19 protein-coding genes are annotated in these 19,253 nt (G+C 71.9%); 12 read left to right on the forward strand and 7 right to left on the reverse strand.

Going from position 1 to position 19,253, the window contains the following annotated elements:
* Nucleotides 1–50: 50 nt before the first annotated feature.
* Nucleotides 51–1,010, forward strand: coding sequence for a LysR family transcriptional regulator (locus FH610_RS28585; RefSeq protein WP_139578128.1), 960 nt, complete (start codon nucleotides 51–53; stop codon nucleotides 1,008–1,010).
* Nucleotides 1,011–1,049: 39 nt separating this feature from the next.
* On the opposite strand, the gene FH610_RS28590 is transcribed toward FH610_RS28585, so the two are convergent.
* Nucleotides 1,050–2,114: a helix-turn-helix transcriptional regulator gene (locus FH610_RS28590; protein ID WP_161628099.1), complete on the reverse strand. Its 1,065-nt coding sequence runs from the start codon at nucleotides 2,112–2,114 to the stop codon at nucleotides 1,050–1,052.
* A 115-nt stretch (nucleotides 2,115–2,229) separates the two neighbouring features.
* Between FH610_RS28590 and FH610_RS28595 the strand changes: the two genes are divergently transcribed.
* Nucleotides 2,230–3,612, forward strand: coding sequence for an FAD-binding oxidoreductase (locus FH610_RS28595; RefSeq protein WP_161628100.1), 1,383 nt, complete (start codon nucleotides 2,230–2,232; stop codon nucleotides 3,610–3,612).
* A 33-nt stretch (nucleotides 3,613–3,645) separates the two neighbouring features.
* Here FH610_RS28595 and FH610_RS28600 read toward each other — a convergent pair whose 3' ends face one another.
* Nucleotides 3,646–4,224 carry a hypothetical protein gene (locus FH610_RS28600; protein ID WP_182897376.1) on the reverse strand — a complete coding sequence of 193 codons (579 nt, stop codon included), beginning with the start codon at nucleotides 4,222–4,224 and terminating at the stop codon, nucleotides 3,646–3,648.
* A 131-nt stretch (nucleotides 4,225–4,355) separates the two neighbouring features.
* On the opposite strand from FH610_RS28600, the gene FH610_RS28605 reads away from it, so the two are divergent.
* Nucleotides 4,356–5,504 carry a lipase family protein gene (locus tag FH610_RS28605; RefSeq protein WP_205826138.1) on the forward strand — a complete coding sequence of 383 codons (1,149 nt, stop codon included), beginning with the start codon at nucleotides 4,356–4,358 and terminating at the stop codon, nucleotides 5,502–5,504.
* An 81-nt stretch (nucleotides 5,505–5,585) separates the two neighbouring features.
* Here the strand turns inward: FH610_RS28605 and FH610_RS28610 are convergent, their stop codons facing one another.
* Nucleotides 5,586–6,260, reverse strand: coding sequence for a response regulator (locus FH610_RS28610; protein WP_139578130.1), 675 nt, complete (start codon nucleotides 6,258–6,260; stop codon nucleotides 5,586–5,588).
* Nucleotides 6,257–7,111: a sensor histidine kinase gene (locus FH610_RS28615; RefSeq protein ID WP_139578131.1), complete on the reverse strand. Its 855-nt coding sequence runs from the start codon at nucleotides 7,109–7,111 to the stop codon at nucleotides 6,257–6,259. The genes FH610_RS28610 and FH610_RS28615 overlap by 4 nt, the downstream gene beginning before the upstream one ends.
* Before the next feature lie 132 nt (nucleotides 7,112–7,243).
* Between FH610_RS28615 and FH610_RS28620 the strand changes: the two genes are divergently transcribed.
* The 5 genes from FH610_RS28620 (at nucleotide 7,244) to FH610_RS28640 (ending at nucleotide 11,602) form a co-directional block, all read left to right on the forward strand.
* A complete protein-coding gene (locus tag FH610_RS28620) occupies nucleotides 7,244–7,948 on the forward strand; it encodes an ABC transporter ATP-binding protein (protein ID WP_139578132.1) in 705 nt (234 codons plus the stop codon).
* Entirely contained in the window at nucleotides 7,945–8,709 is a 765-nt protein-coding gene (locus FH610_RS28625) for an ABC transporter permease (protein WP_139578133.1), read from the forward strand. Before FH610_RS28620 ends, FH610_RS28625 begins: the two co-directional genes overlap by 4 nt.
* On the forward strand, nucleotides 8,706–9,473 hold the full coding sequence (locus FH610_RS28630) for an ABC transporter permease (RefSeq protein ID WP_139578134.1): 768 nt from the start codon (nucleotides 8,706–8,708) through the stop codon (nucleotides 9,471–9,473). Before FH610_RS28625 ends, FH610_RS28630 begins: the two co-directional genes overlap by 4 nt.
* A gap of 75 nt (nucleotides 9,474–9,548) precedes the next feature.
* Nucleotides 9,549–10,220: an NADPH-dependent F420 reductase gene (gene npdG / locus FH610_RS28635; protein WP_139578135.1), complete on the forward strand. Its 672-nt coding sequence runs from the start codon at nucleotides 9,549–9,551 to the stop codon at nucleotides 10,218–10,220.
* Between the two features lie 86 nt (nucleotides 10,221–10,306).
* Complete coding sequence (locus FH610_RS28640; protein WP_240809249.1) at nucleotides 10,307–11,602, forward strand: esterase-like activity of phytase family protein; 1,296 nt, start codon at nucleotides 10,307–10,309, stop codon at nucleotides 11,600–11,602.
* A 33-nt stretch (nucleotides 11,603–11,635) separates the two neighbouring features.
* On the opposite strand, the gene FH610_RS28645 is transcribed toward FH610_RS28640, so the two are convergent.
* On the reverse strand, nucleotides 11,636–12,316 hold the full coding sequence (locus FH610_RS28645; protein WP_139578136.1) for an alpha/beta hydrolase: 681 nt from the start codon (nucleotides 12,314–12,316) through the stop codon (nucleotides 11,636–11,638).
* Between the two features lie 113 nt (nucleotides 12,317–12,429).
* Between FH610_RS28645 and FH610_RS28650 the strand changes: the two genes are divergently transcribed.
* Nucleotides 12,430–13,608, forward strand: coding sequence for a trans-sulfuration enzyme family protein (locus FH610_RS28650; RefSeq protein WP_139578137.1), 1,179 nt, complete (start codon nucleotides 12,430–12,432; stop codon nucleotides 13,606–13,608).
* Between the two features lie 55 nt (nucleotides 13,609–13,663).
* Here FH610_RS28650 and panB read toward each other — a convergent pair whose 3' ends face one another.
* Nucleotides 13,664–14,509, reverse strand: a complete 846-nt coding sequence (gene panB / locus FH610_RS28655; protein WP_139578138.1) for a 3-methyl-2-oxobutanoate hydroxymethyltransferase — start codon at nucleotides 14,507–14,509, stop codon at nucleotides 13,664–13,666.
* A gap of 201 nt (nucleotides 14,510–14,710) precedes the next feature.
* On the opposite strand from panB, the gene FH610_RS28660 reads away from it, so the two are divergent.
* The 3 genes from FH610_RS28660 to FH610_RS28670 all read left to right on the forward strand — a co-directional run bounded on the left by FH610_RS28660 (nucleotide 14,711) and on the right by FH610_RS28670 (nucleotide 18,605).
* The gene (locus FH610_RS28660) at nucleotides 14,711–16,045 is read left to right on the forward strand and encodes an MFS transporter (RefSeq protein ID WP_139578139.1); all 1,335 of its coding nucleotides are present in this window, start codon (nucleotides 14,711–14,713) and stop codon (nucleotides 16,043–16,045) included.
* Between the two features lie 414 nt (nucleotides 16,046–16,459).
* Complete coding sequence (locus FH610_RS28665) at nucleotides 16,460–17,974, forward strand: MFS transporter (RefSeq protein WP_139578243.1); 1,515 nt, start codon at nucleotides 16,460–16,462, stop codon at nucleotides 17,972–17,974.
* A gap of 7 nt (nucleotides 17,975–17,981) precedes the next feature.
* The gene (locus FH610_RS28670; protein WP_139578140.1) at nucleotides 17,982–18,605 is read left to right on the forward strand and encodes a TetR/AcrR family transcriptional regulator; all 624 of its coding nucleotides are present in this window, start codon (nucleotides 17,982–17,984) and stop codon (nucleotides 18,603–18,605) included.
* A 286-nt stretch (nucleotides 18,606–18,891) separates the two neighbouring features.
* Here FH610_RS28670 and FH610_RS28675 read toward each other — a convergent pair whose 3' ends face one another.
* On the reverse strand, nucleotides 18,892–19,119 hold the full coding sequence (locus FH610_RS28675; protein ID WP_139578141.1) for a hypothetical protein: 228 nt from the start codon (nucleotides 19,117–19,119) through the stop codon (nucleotides 18,892–18,894).
* Nucleotides 19,120–19,253: the final 134 nt, after the last annotated feature.

Here is a 19,253-nt window from a genome sequence, read left to right on the forward strand (position 1 = left end):
AGAGTGAAGAGCAAGTGAAGGATTCTTAATTCGACCGTAAGATCTGCTGCATGGAAATCGACCCGCGGCGGCTGCGGATCCTGCACGAGGTGTCCCGCAGAGGCGGCGTCATGAAGGCCGCGCAGGCGTTGCACCTCACGCCCTCGGCCGTCTCCCAGCAGCTCGCCCAGCTCGAGCGGGAGGTCGGCCTCGCGCTGTTCGACCGGTCGCAGCGCAGGGTCACGCTGACCCCGGCCGGGCGGGTCCTGGCCGCGTACGCCGAGCGCATCGAGGAGCAGCTCGCCGAGGCGAGGCACGAGCTCAACCGCTTCGCCGAGCGGCTGTCCGGGCCGGTCACGATCGCGGCGTTCCCCACCGTGATCCGGCATCTGCTCGTGCCCGCGCTGCGCGAGCTGGCCGTACGGCACCCGCGGATCACGCCCGTGATCCACGAGCTGTTCGGGCCGGGCGCGGTGCAGGAGCTGCGCCTCGGCGGCGTGGACCTGGTCGTGACGGAACGGGACATGAGCCAGCCGGCCGCGTCGCTGCCGTCGATGTCCCGGCACCGCCTCTACGACGACGAGTACCGCATCGTCGCCCCGCCGTCGTGGGACGAGGTGCCGGCCACCGTCGCCGACCTCGTGGACCTGCCGTGGGTGGCCGGAGTGCCTGACCAGGCGTGCGGGCAGGCGCTCGAACGGCTCGCCCAGCTCCACGGGTTCGTCCCGCGTCGGGTGCACCTGATCGCGGAGTTCCCGCCCGTGCTCGGGCTGGTGTCGGCGGGGCACGGAGTGGCGATCGTGCCGTCGCTGGCGCTGCTCGACGTGCCGCCGGGCGAGGTGGTCGTCACCGGCATCCGCGGCGTGGGCAGCCGCAGGATCGAGGCGCTGACCAGGGTGAGCCGTACGACGTCGGGGGAGCCCGACCCGATGCAGGCCGTGGTGATCGAGGTGCTGGGCGATGCGGCCGAGGCGGTGGACCGGCGGGTGCGCGAGCTCAGCCGCGCCCCGCTCGGCTCGCCCACGCCCTGACCCGCCGCCGGCCGCACCCGCATGGCGGAGGCGCGTCGGTCACTCCGGTGGCGTCGCAGGGTGCCCGTGCAGGAGGGCGGCGAGTTCGGACCGGCTCCGGGCGCCGGTCTTGGTGAAGACGGCCTTGAGGTGGTCCTGCACGGTGAACGCCGACAGGAAGAGGATCGAGCCGATCTCCTTGTTGGTGAGCCCCCGCCCGGCCAGCGCGGCGATCTGCCGTTCCCTGGCGGTGAGCCGGTAGGCGTCGGCGAGCAGCTCCATGATCTCGTGCGGGCGCGTGGCCTCCAGGATGACGGAGACCGAATCCTCTCCGAGACGCTCGGCGTGCGCGGTCAGCCACCGTCCGGTCCGGACGCGCATCCGGACGCGATGCGGGGCGCCGGAAACGCTGCGCCGGTGCGCCGCGTGCACCAGCGACGCCAGCGTGTACGGGAGATCGCCGAGGCGGCCGTCGTCGATCTCGTCGAGCAGCCGCCGGGCGGACGCCGACACGTGATCGACCACGACGGTGGCCGCCACCCTGCACAGCAGCAGGCCGGGCCCGCCATGGTCGGCCGTCGGCCGTTCGGAAAGCATGGTGGCCCGGCGCAGCCCGTCGGCGACGACGTGGCTGATCCCGCGCAGGACGCCGAGCTCCCGCGCCGTGAAATCGGGGACGTCGCTGCCCCGCATCAGGACCATCGCACCCCACACCCGGCCGTCCTGCGCCCGGAAGGCGATGCGGACCTCGTGCCTGACGCCGGACGGGCTCAGCACGTCGCGGAAGCGGTGGCTGCGCTCGAGGTCGCCACCCGTCGCCTGCGTCAGGGTGCGTGCGACCACGCCGCTGCGGACCAGCTCGCGCATGGTCAGGACGTCCGGGTCCGTCTCCTGCTGCTCGATCTCGGTCAACCGGCCGAGCAACCGGAACGGCAGTCCTTCGTCGTGGAAGCCGCCGCTGATGTTGTGCGTGTCCGGGTCGATGGTCAGCGCACACCACAGATCGGCCGGAACCACTCGAGTCACCTGGGCGGCCACCGCTCGCTCGAGCGCCAGCGGGGAGTCCGCCCGGCGAGACAGATCGGCCACCGCCTCCCGTACGTCCCGCACTGTCGCACTTCTCACGGCGCCAGTATGGGCGCGGATGCCGCGTCCGAACCATCCCTCACTTGAGGGATGCCGCCCGCGCACCGCCCTGCTCCAGTCTTGGCGCGTCACCGCGACAGACAGGAGAACTGACATGATCATCGGCGTCCCCGCTCCCGCCCTCGACGGTTTCGAGGGCGAACTGCTCACCCCATGCCACGCGGACTACGACACGGTGCGGCGGATCTGGAACGGCTCGATCGACCGCAGGCCCGCCTTCATTGCCCGGTGCCGCTCAACGGCGGACGTGGCCGCCGCCGTGGTCTTCGCCCGCCGCCACGACCTCCCGATCGCGGTGCGCGGCGGCGGCCACAGCATTCCGGGCTACTCGGTGGTCGAGGGCGGGCTGATGATCGACCTCAGCCTGATGAAGGGCATCGCGGTGCGCGCGGCGGCTCGCCTCGCGGACGTGGACCCGGGGGTCCTGTGGCGGGAGTTCGACACGGCGGCGCAGGCGGAGGGACTCGCCACACCCGGTGGTGAGATCTCCGACACCGGAGTGGCGGGCCTCACGCTGGGCGGCGGCATCGGCTGGCTGTCCCGGCTGCACGGCCTCGCCGCGGACAACCTCCTCGGCGTCGAGCTGGTCACCGCGGACGGGGACGTCGTGACGGCCGACGACGACACCGACCCCGAGCTGATGTGGGGGCTGCGCGGCGGCGGCGGCAACTTCGGCATCGTCACCCGGTTCACCTTCCGCCTTCACCCGGTCGCTCCCGCGTGGGCGGGCATGGTGATGTATCCGGGAGAACTCGCCCGCGACGCCCTCCACGCCTTCCATCAGGCCGGCGAGCGGGCGCCGCGCGAGCTGTCCCTGGTCGCGGCGCTGGTGTCCGCTCCTGCGGCGCCCTTCGTGCCCGCCGAGGCCGTCGGCAGGCCCGTCGTCGGCATCGCGGCCGCCTACTTCGGCCCGCACGGCACAGGTCAGGAGCTGACCGCGTCGCTGCGCGGCCTCGGACGGCCGCTCGTCGACACCTTCGGGGTGACCGGGTACGCCGGCCTGCAGCGGATGCTCGACGACGCGAACGTCCCCGGGCGGCAGCAGTACGTGCGTTCCGACTTCCTCCACGGCCTGCCGGACGAGGCCGTCGCCGCGCTCGCCCACCACGGCACCCACCCGTCGTCGCCCCTGAACCAGGTGCTGCTCCGCCGTCTCGGGGGCGCCATCGCCGACAGGGACCCGGGGGCGACGGCCTTCGGTCACCGGTCGGCGGACTACATGACGATGATCGCGGCCACGTGGGAGGACCCGGCCGAGGACCCCGAGCGGCACCGCCATTGGGTGAGCGAGACGTGGAACTCCACCCGGCCGTGGGCCCACGGCACTTACGTCAACCACCTGGGCGACGAGGGCGGCGGCCGGATCCGAGAGGCGTATCTGCCCGGCAGCTGGAGCCGTCTGACCCGGCTCAAGGCGCGTATGGATCCGGACAACGTCTTCGCGTTGAACCAGAACATCCCACCCGCAGGCGCCTGAGACGCGCTGAGGGACCGGGAACCCGGCCCGACCTCAGTCGCTCACGTGGGGGCCGGTGATCCGTTCGGCCAGGCGGGCGAGGCGTTCTCGCAGGCCGAGCCGCCGCACCTCCCCGGCCGCGCTGCTCACCAGGTGCTGCGCCGCGTCGAAGCTCAGGACGGCCCCCTCGGCCGGCACGGCGATCGCGTCGTGGGCCAGGGACTCCAGCTCGGGGTCGCCGCCGTCGATGGCGAGGATCGTGGCGCCGGTGCGGCGGGCGTCGTCCACGCGCTCGAGCAGGGGCACGGGGGCCCGTTGCTCGGCGACCACGAACAGCGTCTCGCCCCTGCCGGCGCTTCGCAGGCGCTCCATCCCGACCCGCAGATGGGCGGGCGCGCCCGGCGGCGGCGCCCAGCGGACGAGCGTGGGGGAGAGCTGGGCGAGCCCCGACAGCCGGGCCTCGTCCGTGAGGTGGGCGGTGACATGCCACGGCTCGTCCTCGGGGGTGCCGACGACGAGGAGCCCCCCGGGCGACCGGGTGGCCCGCAGGGCCAGGCCGAGCTCCCGGGTGCGTTCGAGCCATCCGGTGGAGGCGAGCACCTCGCGCAACAGGTTCACCGATGCGGCGTCCATGACCGTCATGGTGCCTGACATGAGCGCGTGAAGTCCCGCCAATTGGGTCCTTGACACACCGTTACCGTCAGGTAACGATCAGCCCACGGCGCCGATCCTGGAACGTGATCCAACAGCCGGAAGGCGGCTTCATGAACCTTCGCGTTCGTGCCACCCTGTCCATGATCGGGGCTTTCCTCCTGCTGCCCGCACTGGGCGGCACCGCACGCGCGACCTCCGCCGGGGACGTCGTCGAAGCGAGCCGTACGACGGTCTACCTCGTGCCCGGCAAGCTGCTGGAGGTGCCGGTGAAGGCCTGGCACCTCCGCTACCGGTCCACCTCCGCCACCGGAGAGCCGAACGTCGTCTCGGGCACCCTGCTCGTGCCCGACTCCCCGTATCCCCTCGGCAGGCGGCCCATCGCCGGGTATGCCGTAGGCACGCACGGCATGGGCGACCAGTGCGCCCCGTCGGCCGCCATGGCGGGCGGCACCGAGGCCGAGCTCGCCATCATGAGCCTGATGCTGCTCAAGGGCTGGGCCGTCGCGGTGACCGACTACGAGGGTCTCGGCACGCCGGGCGACCACACCTACATGGCGGGCCTGTCGCAGGGGCACGCCGTGCTCGACTCGATCAGGGCGGCGACGCGGGTGCCGGGCGCGAACCTGTCCGGCAGCGCTCCCATCGTGGTCATGGGCTACTCGCAGGGCGGGTCGTCGGCGGCCTGGGCGGCCCAGCTCCAGCCGTCGTACGCGCCCGAGCTGCGGCTCAAGGGCGTCGCGGCGGGCGGGGTGCCGGCCGACCTGCGGGCCGTGGCCGACCACCTGGACGGCACCGGCGACTTCGGGCTCGCCGCGGCCGCCGGCATCGGGCTGGACGCCGCCTATCCCGAGCTGCACCTGGAGAGCTACCTGACCCCCGAGGGCGCGGCGCTGTTCGGCGACGCCCGCGACGACTGCGTGAGCGACCTGCGGGCCGAATTCGGCGGGCGGCGGCTGGCGGAGTTCACCACCGCCGACGTGCTGAACCTGCCGGACTGGCGGGCCCGCCTCGCCGAGAACCGCCTCGGCGCGTCCGCGCCGCGGGTGCCGTTGTTCCTCTACCACGCCAAGGGCGACGAGATCATCCCCTACGAGGTGGGCGGAACCCTGCGGAAGGAGTACTGCGCTCAGGGCGTGAACGTCCTGTGGACCAGCCTGCCGGCCGGCAGCCACGTGCTCGGCGCGGTCGAGGGCGGCCCGCTGGCGGTCGCGTGGCTGGCCACCCGCGTCGCCGGTCTCCCCGCGATCCCGAACTGCTGAGCGCCCCGGAAACCACCGCCGGCGGTCTCCGCGACCGCGGAACCGCCGGGCGGTGGCCGTGAAGAAGATCGCCCGCGCGCTTCAGCGAGTCGAGTGGACGAGGTCGCCCTCGTAGGCCGCGATGACGAGGTGTGCGCGATCTCGTGCCTGGAGTTTGCTCAGCAGGTTGCCGATATGGGTCTTGACGGTCTTGATCGAGATCGTGAGTCTCGCCGCGATCTCGTCGTTGGAGAGACCGCGACCGACCAGGGTGAGGACCTCGGTCTCCCGCGCGGTGAGAGCGTCCAGGCTCGCCGGCTTCGCGCGTGGTGGCTGGGCGACGTAGGCCTCGATCATGCGGGTGAGGACTTTCGGGGCGAACGGCGATTCGCCCCGATGAGTCCGGCGGATCGCGTCAAGGAGCGTGTCGGGGTGGGAATCCTTGAGGAGGAAGCCGCTGGCGCCGGCGTGGAGGGCGGCGCGGACGTACTCGTCGAGCTCGAACATCGTGAGCACGATGACCTTCACGGATCCGATTCCCGCGGCGGCCGTGACACGGCGGGTGGCCGCGATTCCGTCGGTGCCCGGCATCCGAATGTCCATGAGCACGACGTCGGGGCGCAGCTCGGCGCAGAGCCTGACGACCTCATCGCCGGTGCCCGCCTCGCCGACCACCGTCATGTCGTGATTGGCGTTGATGACGACGGCGAGGCTGTGGCGCAGCAAGGGCTGGTCGTCGGCGATGACGACGCGAATCGAGGTTCCGCCGTCATTCATGACATTCCAGCCTCAGGGATACGGGCGGTGACGCGAAAGCCGTTCTCGACGTGCTCGGCGTCGAAGGTTCCGCCGATCGCGGTGACACGTTCCCTCAGCCCCTCGATTCCGTGCCCGGCTCCCGGATGCGGGGTCCATCCGTCCACGGGGCCCTCGTCCCAGACGCTTGTGACGATCCAGTCGCCGTCGCGACGGACGTACACGTTCGCGCTGGTGGGTCCTGCGTGCCGAGCGGTGTTCGTGAGGGCTTCGCGCACGATGGAGCAGACCGCGAGTTGTGCCCCGGAGCTGACGTCGTCGATCTCGCCGAGCGTGAGAGTGACGGCCGGGCCCGCCCTTTCGGCATCCTCGATGATGGCCGGCAGGTCGTGGAAGGACTCGGCGGGCCGCAGAGGCACGGCCACAGCGGTCGAATCACGCAGCACCTTGAGCATGCGGCGTAGCTCCGTCGTGGTCTGCCGCCCGATGCGCTCGATGTCCGACAGCGCCGCAGAGGTGTCGTCCCCCGCGCCGGGATAGCGTGCCGCGCTCGCCCGTACAGTGATCAGACCAAGGCCGTGGGAGACGATGTCGTGCAGCTCGCGCGCGATTCGGAGCCGTTCGGCCTGCGCCGCGCGTTCGCCGGCCCACGCTGTGAGCCGCGCTTCGTACGCGATCCGCTGCCGGCGCGCGTGGAACGCCGCCCACACGGTGACCGCCAACGCCAGCGCGGCGATGACGACGGGGAGAACGACCGCGGCGAGACCTCCGCGGCTGACCGTGAGAAGGACGAGCAACAGCACGACGTGAGCGGCGATGGCCAGTGGCCAGACTCGCCGCCCGCGTCTCGGAAGTGCTTGGTCGGCCCCCATGCTCCAAATCTACGGACGCGCCCCCCAACGGCGCATCGGACCAGGGTCCGAGAGATCCGGGTCTGAGCCGCGAAACCGAGTCCGGTCGTCGGTCCGATGACCGGAGGTGATGCTCCGCGTTCACATGTGGACATGATTACGATCGACAACCTCGTCAAGCGGCGCGGTTCCGCAAAGATTCTGAGCGGCGTCAGCTTCCGGGCCCGCCCCGGAAGAGTGACCGGGCTCCTCGGCCCGAACGGCGCGGGCAAAAGCTCCACACTGCGCATTCTGCTGGGCCTGGATCGGGCGACCTCCGGCACGGCGCTCATCGGTTCCGTCCCGTTCGTGAAACTTCGTGACCCGCTCGCCACGGTCGGGGCCATGTTGGACGGCTCCGGCGCGCATCGGGCGCGGACGGGCCGGGCGCACCTGCGGTGGGTGGCCCGCTCCGCCGGATTGCCGCGTGCGCGCGTCGACGAGGTGCTCGAGATCGTGGGCCTGACGAACGCCGCGTCGAAGCGGGTCGGCGGTTACTCCCTGGGCATGGGGCGTCGCCTCGGGCTGGCGACGGCGCTGCTCGGCGACCCGGAGATTCTGGTCCTGGACGAGCCGGTGAACGGGCTTGACCCGGACGGCATCCGGTGGATCAGGACCCTCCTGCGCGAACGCGCCGCGTCCGGCCGGACCGTGCTGCTGTCCAGCCATCTGATGGGGGAGCTCGCGGCGACAGTGGACGACGTCGTGGTCGTCAACGAGGGCAAGGTCGTGGCGGACGGCACCCTCGACGAGGTCACCGGCCCCTACGGCACCCTTGAGGACGCGTTCTTCGCCCTCACCACCGGTGGTGCCCCATGAAGGCGCTCGCGGCGGAGGCCTCGAAGCTCGCCTCGTCGCCGGCGGTGTGGATCGCGGCGGCGGCCGGGGTGCTCGTGCCGGGCGTGATCGCCGCGATCACCGCCTCCTCGGCCCTCGGCGCGATCACCCGAGGCACCGAGGCGAATGCCGCGATCGACACCGGCTATCAGGAGCTGGCTTTCGGCGTGGCCGGAGCGATCATTCTCGGCGTCGTCGGTGTCAGCGGCGAGTACGTCACCGAGAGCGCGGAATCCGGAGGCGGGCGTCAGATCACCACCAGCCTGACCGTCGTTCCCTCCCGCCTCCGATTCCTGCTTGCGAAGATGTCCGCGATCGCAGTCAGCGGCGCGTTGCTCGCGATCACCGCGACGGTGACCACCATGGGCGTCGTCCGGGTGGTGCTCGGCGAGCACGCCCCTGCATGGGGAGCGGACGACGTTCCACGGCTGGCCGGTGTGGTCTGTTACTGGGCGTACACCGCGCTCCTCGCCTCCGCGATCACCGTGCTCACCCGCCACGGGGTCGTTCCGCTCGCGGTGCTCATCGCGAACACCTCGGTCGTCTCCGTCACCTACCTGCTGACCAAGATCACACCCCTGGCGAATTACCTACCCGACATGGCCGGAGTCCGCATGTTCATCCGGCAGCTCGCCGACAGCACCGCCGAGATCAGCCCGCTCACCGGATGCCTGGTGATGACCATCTGGGTGACGGTGCTGCTCGTGATCGCCGTGATCTCGTTCACGCGGAGGGACGCATGACGGTCCCCCAGACAACTCGCACCCGTGGCCAGGAAGGAGCCCGCGCGCTCGCGGCGGAGCTGTCGAAGCTCGTGTCTCTTCCGGCGACCTGGCTCACGCTCGGAGGCACTCTCGTAGTGAATCTGATCCTCGCGATCGCGTTCACGATCGCCGGTCTGCGGGGTTCGACCGGAACCGGGAGCGCTCCTGACATCGGACTGGCCTCGATCGGCTACGCGCAGGCCGGTTTCGTCGTCCTCGGCGTCCTGGCCGCCTGCTCCGAGTACACCGGCGGGCAAATTCGCACCACGCTGACCGCGATGCCCCGTCGCGCCCTCCAGTTCACCGCCAAGCACGTCGCGCTGGCGATCGTCGTGCTCCCCGCGGCGGCGATCACGGCTGCGTCCGGGGTCGTGCTCGCGGCCGGTGTGCTCGGCGACGCGGCCGCGCCCGTGACCTCGGGTCGTGTCGCGGGGGCGCTGAGCGGTGTGACCGCGTATCTCGCGCTCACGACGCTGATCAGCGCGGCCGTCGGCGCCCTCGCGCGTCAGACGCTCGCGGCGGTCGTCGTCCTGCTGGGGTATCTCTTCATCGCCGGGCCGCTCCTGCGCGACCATGTCTCCGCGGCGAAATACCTCCCGGACAGTGCCGGAGTCGCCATGTGGTTCCCGCCGGCCGGCGACGCGGGCGCGGTGACACCGGTGCGCGGTGCGCTGCTCCTCATGGCCTGGACCGCCGCCCTCATGGCCGTTGTCGTGCTCGGATATCGCCGATGGGACATGTGAAACGCGATCACCGGACATCGTGGCGGGGACGCCCCGGAGAGGTCGCGGCGCTCGCCTGCTGGCATGATCTGACCCATGGTTGAGCACACCTCCGTAGATCTGCCCGACGTCTCCGCGCTGACCATCGGCATCCTGGGCGGGACCGGAGACCAGGGCAAGGGACTGGCCCGCCGGTTCTCGCTGGCCGGGCACACCGTGCTGATCGGCTCGCGCAGCGCCGAGCGCGCCCAGGAGGCGGCACGCGAGATCGGCGTTCGCGGGGCCGCGAACGCCGAGGTGGCGGCCGAGGCGGACGTCGTGATCGTCGCCGTGCCCTGGGAGGGGCACAAGGCACTGCTGGAGTCTCTGCGCGAACCGCTCGCCGGGAAGATCGTGGTGGACTGCGTCAACCCGCTCGGCTTCGACAAGCAGGGGGCGTACGCGCTGCCCGTTGAGGAGGGCAGCGCGGCGCAGCAGGCGGCGGCGGTGCTGACCGGCAGCCGGGTGGTCGCGGCCTTCCACCACGTGTCGGCGGTGCTGCTGCTCGACCCGTCGGTGGAAGAGATCGATCTCGACGTGCTCGTGCTCGGCGACGACCGCGAGGCCACCGACGTCGTACGCGCGCTCGCCGGCCGCATCCCCGGCGCGCGCGGCGTCTACGCGGGCCGGCTGCGCAGCGCCCACCAGGTCGAGGCGTTCACGGCGAACCTGATCTCGATCAACCGCCGATACAAGGCCCACGCCGGCATCCGGGTGACCGACGTCTAGCCATCCGCGCTTCATCTGATCGTCACGTCGGAGACGTGGTCGTTCACTACCTTCGGGCGCTGTCGTCGCTGTCTGAAAGGTCTCCAGTGCTACGTCACGTCTCCGCCGGTCTGGCGATCGCCGCCGCGCTCACCCTCACCACCACCGGCACGGCCGCCGCCGATCCGGCCAAGGGCCCCGTCGTCGTCGCCGACGTCACGCTCCCCGCCCCCGCGCTGAAGCAGGTGCAGCCGTCCATCGCGGACGACCGCGGCGTGCGGCTCGGCGGCGTCGGCAGCGGCCTGTTCCCGGCCGGCCGGGCCGGGGAGTTCTGGCTCGTCACCGACCGCGGCCCGAACGGCCAGCCGACCGTGGACGGGGAGAAGCGCCGGACCTTCCCGGTGCCCGAGTTCGCTCCGGCGATCGTCCGGGTCGCCCTCGCGGGCGGCACGGCGGAGATCAAGCAGTACATCCCGATCGTCGGCGCCTCCGGCAAGCCCGTGACCGGCCTGTCGAACCAGGCGGGGCACGACGAGACGCCCTACACCTGGGACGGCCGCACGGTTCTGCCGTACAACCCGAGCGGGCTGGACGTCGAGGACCTCGTGCGCACCCGCGACGGCGACTTCTGGCTGGTCGACGAGTACGGCCCGTCGCTGGTGCGGGTGTCGCCGGACGGCCGGGTGCTGGAGCGGCACGTCCCCGCGGGGCTCGGGCTGACGGGCGCGGACTACCCGGTGAAGGAGACGCTGCCCGCGATCCTGGCGAGCCGCCAGCAGAACCGCGGCTTCGAGGGCCTCGCGATCTCGTCCGACCAGCGCACGCTGTACCTGGCCGTGCAGAGCCCGCTGGCCAACCCCGACAAGAAAGCCGCGAAGAAGTCGCGGTTCGGGCGCATCCTCACCTTCGACCTGCGCGGCCGGAAGGTGACCGGGGAGTATCCGTACCAGTTCGAGGACGCCACGACCTTCGATCCGAAGGTGAACGGCGACCAGAGCGAGATGAAGATCTCCGGCCTGGCGTACGCCGGCCGGGACCGCCTGCTCGTGGACGAGCGCACGGACAACGTCGCGCGGGTGTACTCGATCGACCTGGCGAAGGCGACGAACCTGCTCGGCGGGCCGTACGACGACCCGAAGACCACTCCGTCCCTGGAGGCGCTGACCGGCGCGTCCGGCCTCGGGCTGCCCGCCAAGTCGCTCGTGCTGGAGCCGAACGCGCTGGTGCCGTCGCTGCCCGGCAAGATCGAGGGGCTGGCGGTGCTCGGCCCGCGCACGATCGCGCTGGCCAACGACAACGACTTCGGCCTCGGCGACTTCGGCCCCGACGGCAGGCTGGTGGACAGCGGCGTGCCGAACCGTCTCGTCGTCGTCCGGCTCGCTCGCGCACTCGGCGCCCGCTGAGCGCGCCTGCTGAGGCGCCCGCTCACAGGGCGGCTACGTGACGCTGGCGAGCAGCCAGTCGGCCACCGCCTCCGGCGCGACGAGCTGGTGCAGGTGCTCGCCGGGGATGCGGGCGACCGGCCAGCCGCGCTCCCCGGCCTCGTGGGCGAGGGCGGCGTACATGTCCGCGAACCACAGGTAGCCGCTCCTGAGGTGGTCCCAGCGGGCGGGCACCGGGATCTCCTCCAGGTAGTACGCGAGGGGCAGCCGCGCCTGCTCGGCCACGACCACCTGGCGGACCACCGGGTCGGGCAGGAGGGCGGCGACGTCGTCCTCGGGCCACCAGTCGGTCCAGCGGGGCAGGACGCCCGCCTCGTCGGCGAGCGAGCGCAGGAAGGCGAGGTGCTCCGGCTCCGCCGCCTGGCACACGCCCCTGCGCGGCGGCAGGGCGGCGTCGACGAACAGGCATGCGGCGACCTGCCCGGCGAGGGCCTGCGCGATCAGCGGCACGAACAGTCCGGCGTTGCTGTGCGCCACGACGGCCAGCGGCCCGCGCGGCGCGCTCGCCGCCACCTCGCTCACCACCCTCGGCCAGTAGGGCGGCGGACCGGCCGTCACGTCGGTCAACCGCGGCACCACGGCGGTGTGCCCGCGCGCCCGCAGGATCTCGGCGACGGGGGTCCAGGTCGAGGGACCGACGGAGGGGCTGTGCACGAGGAGGAAGCTGACGTCCATCCCCTCATCCTCACCATGTGCGGCGGCGCCGGACGCCTTCTCCGCTCGCCGCGTAACCGGTCGTCGGGTGGCCAACCTGACAAGAACGGCTTTTCTGGGTAATTCTGGACGGCATGAGCTCCCTGCATCCGGAAACGCGCGTCGTCCATCTGCCCCGGCCCATGCCTGAGGCCAGCACGCCGATCTCCATGCCGATCTACCAGACCTCGGGATTCGTCTTCGACGATCCGGCCGTCTTCGCCGACGGCATGGGGCGGCCCGACGGGGCGTACGTCTACGGCCGGCTCTCCAACCCCACCGTGCGCGCGCTGGAGGAGGCGGTCGCCGGCCTGGAGGGCGGCGTGGCCGCCGTGGCCGCCGGCTCGGGCATGGGCGCGATCAACGCCGTGCTGCTCGGCCTGCTGAAGTCGGGCGACCACGTGATCGCCCAGTCGGCGCTGTACGGCGCCACCGCGCAGACGCTGGCCGACCTGGCGGAGCGCTTCGGCGTCGAGGTCACCCGCGTGCCGGAGGACGACCCCGCGGCCGTACGCGCCGCCGTGCGGCCCACGACGAAGCTGCTGTATCTGGAGACCATCGCCAACCCGATGACGCAGGTGGCCGACCTGCCGGGGATGTGCGCGGCGGCGCGGGAGGCCGGGATCCTCACCGTGGTCGACAACACCTTCGCCTCGCCGGTCCTGTGCCGCCCCATCGAGCACGGCGCGGACATCGTGGTGCACTCCGTCACCAAGTATCTGTCCGGGCACACCGACGTCGTCGGCGGGATCGCGGTGTTCGCCTCTGAGGACGTGTACCGCAGGGTGTGGTCGTACGCGGTGGAGCTCGGCGCGACGGCCGACCCGTTCGCCGCGTGGCTGACCCTGCGGGGGATGCAGACGCTGCCCCTGCGGATGGAGCGCCATTGCGCCAACGCCCGCGTGCTCGCGACGCGGCTCGCCGGGCATCCGGCCGTGGCCGCGGTCCACTGGCCGGGCCTGCCCTCCCATCCGTCGCACGAACTCGCGGCGAAGCTCCTGCCCGACTTCGGCGGCGTGTTCTCCTTCGACCTCGCCGGAGGGCGTCCCGCCGGCGAGGCGTTCATGCGCAACGTGCGGCTCGCGCTGCTCGCGCCCTCGCTCGGCGGCGTGGAGACGCTGATCCTCCACCCGGCCACGACGTCGCACCGTACGGTGAGCGCCGCGGGCCTGGCCGCGGCGGGCATCGGCGAGGGGACGGTCCGGGTGGCGGTGGGCATCGAGCACGCCGAGGACCTGTGGGCCGACTTCGCCCAGGCGCTCGACGCGATCTGATGCGCCCTCACGCGAAGGGCGGCCACGGCGTGTGCCGCGGCCGCCCGGCGGGGCGTCAGCGGTAGCTGTGCTCGGGCCTGGGGAAGGCGCCGGAGACGACCTCGTCGGCGTACGCGCGGATCGCCCGGTCCATCTCTCCGGCCAGGTCGAAGTACTTCTTCACGAACTTCGCGGGCTGCGGGGTCAGGCCCATCAGGTCCTGCCAGACGAGGACCTGCGCGTCGGTGTGGGGCCCGGCCCCGATCCCGATCGTGGGGACGCTCAGCGACGTGGTGACCCGCTGGGCGAGGTCGGCGGGAACGCATTCGAGCACGACGGCGAAGGCGCCCGCGTGCTCCAGCGCCTTGGCGTCGGACATGAGCTCGTCACCCGCCTGGCCGCGGCCCTGCACCCGGTAGCCGCCGAAGGCGTTGACCGACTGCGGGGTCAGGCCGAGGTGGGCCATGACCGGGATTCCGGCCGACACGAGCATCTCCACCTGCGGGAGGACCCGGTGGCCGCCCTCCAGCTTGACGGCGTGCGCGCCGGCCTCCTTCATGAAGCGGGCCGCGGTCTCCAGGGCCTGCTGGGGTGAGGCCTGGTAGGAGCCGAACGGCAGGTCGGCCACGACCATCGCCCGCGACGAGCCGCGTACGACCGCGGCGGTGAGCGGGATGAGGTCGTCGACCGTGACGGGCAGCGTCGAGTCGTAGCCGTAGACGACCATGGCGGCCGAGTCGCCCACGAGCATCACCGGGATGCCCGCCTCGTCGAACACCCTCGCGGTCATCGCGTCGTACGCCGTCACCATGGGCCACTTCTCGTGGCGCTCCTTGGCCGCCGCGATGTCGCGGACGGTGACCCTGCGTCCCGCGGCCCCGCCGTAGAGGGCGGGCTTGGACACAACGGAAACAGAGGACATGGCTACCTCCAGGCCTCGTGGCGCCCCTGTGGCGTCCCCGGACAGTCAGATCATTGCATGCCGCCATGGGCTGGAACACCCCCATACGGGCACCGTAATCCTGGCCTGCGACGAGTGGGACTAAAGGGACGAATGAGGCGACCCGGCCGCAGGAATGTCGGAGGCACCCGGCACAATGCCGTGCGGAGGTAAGGAACCACAATGGCTTTTGATCGTTACCGGCGGGTGCTCGCCCTGCCGGGCGTGCGGACGTTGCTGCTGGTCGGCATGATCGCGAGAATTCCCCTCACCGGCACCGGCATGACGCTGACCCTGCACGTGGTGAACGACCAGAAGCTGGGTTTCCTCCAGGCGGGTCTGGTCGGCACCGCCTCCATGGCGGGCGCCGCGATCGGCTCGCCGCTCGTCGGCCGGTTCGTCGACCGGCGCGGGCTGCGGCCGGTGCTGGCCGTGACGACCATCGTGCAACTGTGCCTGTGGTGCGCCGCGCCGGCGATGCCGTACGCCGTGCTGCTGCCGGGCGCGCTGATCGGCGGGCTGTTCAGCCAGCCGGTGTTCGGGACCATCCGGCAGTGCGTGGCCGCGATGGTGCCGGTGGAGAACCATCAGACCGGCTTCGCCCTCGACTCGATGGGCGTGGAGTTGTCGTACATGGTCGGCCCGGCTCTCGCCGTCGCGAGCGTGACGGCGTTCGGCGGCACCGCGACGATGTACGGCGTGGCCGCCGGTCTGGCCGGCTCGGGAGTGGCGCTGTACCTGCTCAACCCGCCCACACGGTCGGCCGAGGAGGACGCGGGGCACGGGGGGGCCGTCTCCCGGCGGCAGTGGCTGCGGCCGGGCCTGCTCGCCCTGCTCTGCCTGGTGTCCGGGCTCACCTTCGTGCTCACCACGACCGAGTTGAGCGTCGTGGCGATGCTCAAGGCGGACGGCGCGACCGCCTGGACCGGGCTGGTCATCGCGCTGTGGTGCGCGTTCTCGCTCGTCGGCGGGTTCGTGTACGGCGGGCTCTCCCGGGGGCTGCCGCCCGTGGTGCTCGCGGGCGGCCTGGCGGTGCTGACCGCGCCCGTGGGCCTGGTCGGCGGGGGCTGGGGCTGGCTGTGCCTGGCGCTGGTGCCGGCCGGGCTGCTGTGCGCCCCGGCGCTGTCGTCCACCGTGGACGCCGTCAACCGGCGCGTCCCGGCGGCGGCGCGGGGTGAGGCGATGGGCCTGCACGGCACGTCGCTGACGATCGGAGGAGCGCTGGCCGGGCCCCTCGCCGGCGGGCTCCTGGACGCCCACGGCCCCGCCTGGGCCTTCGCCGTGTCCGGAGCGGTCGGCGTCGCGCTGGCCCTGCTCGCCGCCCTGGTCATGCGGGATGCTCCGGCCGCGGCCCTCGCCCCGGCCGGATCGAGCACGGCGGCCGGCTCGGAGGGCGCGAGCGGCTTCGCCGCGGCGGCCGGCTCGGGGGGCGTGAGCGGTCTCGGCCCGGCGGCACGCTCGGACGTCGCGGCCGGTCTGGACGCCGCGACGCCCCTGCCCGCCCCCGCCGCGGACTGAAACCGGGCCACACGCGGGATTGAATCCCGCCCCGGAGCGGGAATAGAACCGGCCCCCGCGCGGATGTACAAGGGGCGCGCGGCTGTCCCTCGGGGCCGCCGTGCGAAGAGTGTCCGCCGCCGCCGGCTCCCGGGTGGCGTGCGAGACGCCGCGACGTCCCCGCACGCCGGAAGGCGCGGGTGCCGGGGACGAGCAGTGCGCGGGCCGGTGCCTCGGCCGAGCGTCTTTTGCCCGATTGACCAGTGGATACGGCGGCACCGCCCAGGATTATGAAACGGTCCCGTTGCGTATCGGAATGACCAACGCTACGCTTGCGTTGCGAAACTCGGCCGTATCGAAATCATGGGGGAATCCGTGGAAGCTCAGACAGAAGCCCATACAGGTCACCCACGCCGATGGCAGGTCCTCGGCGTGATGGTGTTCAGCCTGCTGGCCGTCGTCCTCGACAACACCATCCTCAACGTGGCGATCAAGACGATCGCCGATCCCGTCCACGGCCTGGGCGCGACGCAGAGCGAGCTCGAATGGGCGATGAACTCCTACACCCTGGTGTTCGCCGGCCTGCTGTTCACCTTCGGGGTGCTGGGCGATCGCTACGGGCGTAAGCGGATGCTCATGGTCGGCATGGTCCTGTTCGGCCTGGCCTCGCTGGCCAGCGCGTACGCGCAGGACCCGATGCAGCTCATCGCGGCGAGGGCCCTGATGGGCCTCGGCGGCGCCGCCATCATGCCGGCCACGCTGGCGATCATCTCCAACGTCTTCCCGATCCACGAGCGGGGCAAGGCGATCGGCATCTGGGCCGGCGGCGTCGGCATCGCCGTGGCGATCGGCCCGATCACGGGGGGCGTGCTGCTGGAGCACTTCTGGTGGGGCTCGGTCTTCCTCGTCAACGTGCCCATCGTGCTCATCGGCCTCGCGCTGATCGCCGGGATCGTGCCCGACTCCAAGGACCCGAACAAGTCCGGTCTCGACCCGGTCGGCGTGCTGCTGTCCATCCTCGGCCTGATCAGCCTCGTCTACGGCATCGTCCGGATCAGCGACCTCGGCACCGTCGCCGACGTCTCGGTCATCGTGCCGTCGCTGCTGGGCCTCGCGATCCTCGCCGCGTTCGTCTGGTACGAGAGCCGGATCGACCACCCCGCGTTCGACGTGCGCAACTTCCGCAACGCCGGCTTCTCCACCGCCATCGCCACCGTCGGCCTCGTGTTCTTCGCGGCCATGGGCGTGATGTTCTTCCTGGCCTTCTACTGGCAGATCGTCCGGAACTACTCGCCGCTGCAGTCGGGGGCGCTCGTGCTGCCGTTCGCGGCCGCTCAGCTGATCTTCGCGCCGCAGAGCGCGCGCATGGTGCAGAAGTACGGCGCCCGCGCCGTCGGCACGGTGGCCATGATCGTCATCACGCTGGCCCTGGCGTGCTACGCCTTCGTGCAGGTGGACACCCCGATTTGGATCCTGCTGGCCCTCGGCTTCGTCCAGGGCGCCGCGATGGCCAACATCATGCCCCCGGCGACCACGGCCATCATGAACGCGCTGCCGCGCGAGAAGGCCGGTGTGGGCTCCTCGATGAGCAACGTCGTCCGGCAGGTCGGCGGCACGCTGGGCATCGCCATCCTGGGCGCGGTCCTGTCCGCGAGCTACCGCAGCGACATGGAGAGCAAGGTCACGGCCCTGCCGGAGCAGCTCCGCCACGTCGTGACCGAGTCCATCTCCGGCGCGGCCGGTGTCGCCGGACACCTGGGCCCGCAGGGCACGAGGCTGCTCGACGCCGCGAACGCCGCGTTCGTCACCGGCATCCACTGGGCGGCCCTCGGATCGGCCTTCGTCGCCCTCGTCGGCACTCTTGTGGTGGCCCGCTGGATGCCGGGCAAGGCTTCGGTCCAGGCCGCGGTCACCAAGCCTGAGACCGAAAAGGAAGCGGCGGTAGTGTGAACTCGTCATGAAGACGCAGCAGACGGCTGAGGGGGTGGCCCGCCCGGCGGGCCGCCCGCGCAGCGAGAAGGCGGAACGGTCGATCATCGAGGCCACCCTCGAACTGCTCGGTGAGGGCATCGGGGTGTCGGAGCTGTCCATCGAGTCGATCGCCAGCCGCGCCGGTGTCGGGAAGACCACGATCTACCGCAGGTGGTCCAACAAGGAGGACCTGGTGGTGGACGCTCTGGCGACGCTCAAACCGCCGATCCCGCTGCCGCAGGGCGGAACCGTGCGAGACGACCTGGTGACCTACCTCCGGGTGATCCAGGAGGAGGCCAGCCACCACCGCACCCGCTGCATCATGAACATCGCCATGAGCGACTCCGAGCGGCATCCCCGGCTGGCGGAGCGGTTCCGCGAGCTGACCGTGGAGCCGCGCAGGGCGGTGGTGGCGGCGGTTCTGCGGCGCGGCATGGAGACCGGGGAACTGCGCGCGGACCTCGACATCGACATGGCGCTGGCGCTCCTCAGCGGGGCGGTGATCTGGCTCACGAAGTGGTCCCACCCCGGCGAGTCCCACGCCGACATTCCCGAGCGGATCGTCGACGAGGCGCTCAAGGGCTTCCGTCCCCGCCCCTCCGAGCCGTGACCCGTCCCTCCGCCCCCGAGCTGTGACCCGGCTCTCCACCCGAGCCGTGATGCGGCCCTTCACCTCCGAGGCGTGACCCGGTCCGTGCGGCCGACGGCCGTACGGACCACGCTCGTCACCGTCATGCGCTGCGCGCGGAGCGAGGCACCGCGCTGAGCCTTCTCGGGTGAACCGGGTACCACTGGCGGGAATGGACGCGAGGGCGGGCGGCCGTCTGCCGACGATGCCGCCTCCGACGACCCCGTGACCGGTGCCGGACGCCTGCCCGGCACCGGTCACGGCATTCTTATCTCAGGCCCGCGTCGAGCGCGCCCATCAGTGTGCCGGTGTCGCCGGACATCTCCCAGATCATCGCCCCGAGCAGGCCCTTGCTCCGCAGCCAGGCGGCCTTGCGCCCGATCGACCAGGCGTCGTCGTGCTCCAGCAGGGTGCCGGCGATGACCTGCCGGGCGGCCAGGTTCTCCGCGGCCTCGCCTGCGGCCCGCCGGGCGTTCGCGGCCAAGACCCTGATCATCGGCGCGGTGGCCTTCGCCGCCGTCCCTGGCCGACGGCCCGACGTTGCGCGCGGCGGCGGACACGATGCTCTACCTCGCGCTGATCGCTCTGCTCAGCCTCGCCGCCGCGCTGCTCGGCGCCTGGTTGCTGGTC

This window comes from Microbispora catharanthi, from assembly GCF_006334915.2.
Classification (GTDB): domain Bacteria; phylum Actinomycetota; class Actinomycetes; order Streptosporangiales; family Streptosporangiaceae; genus Microbispora; species Microbispora catharanthi.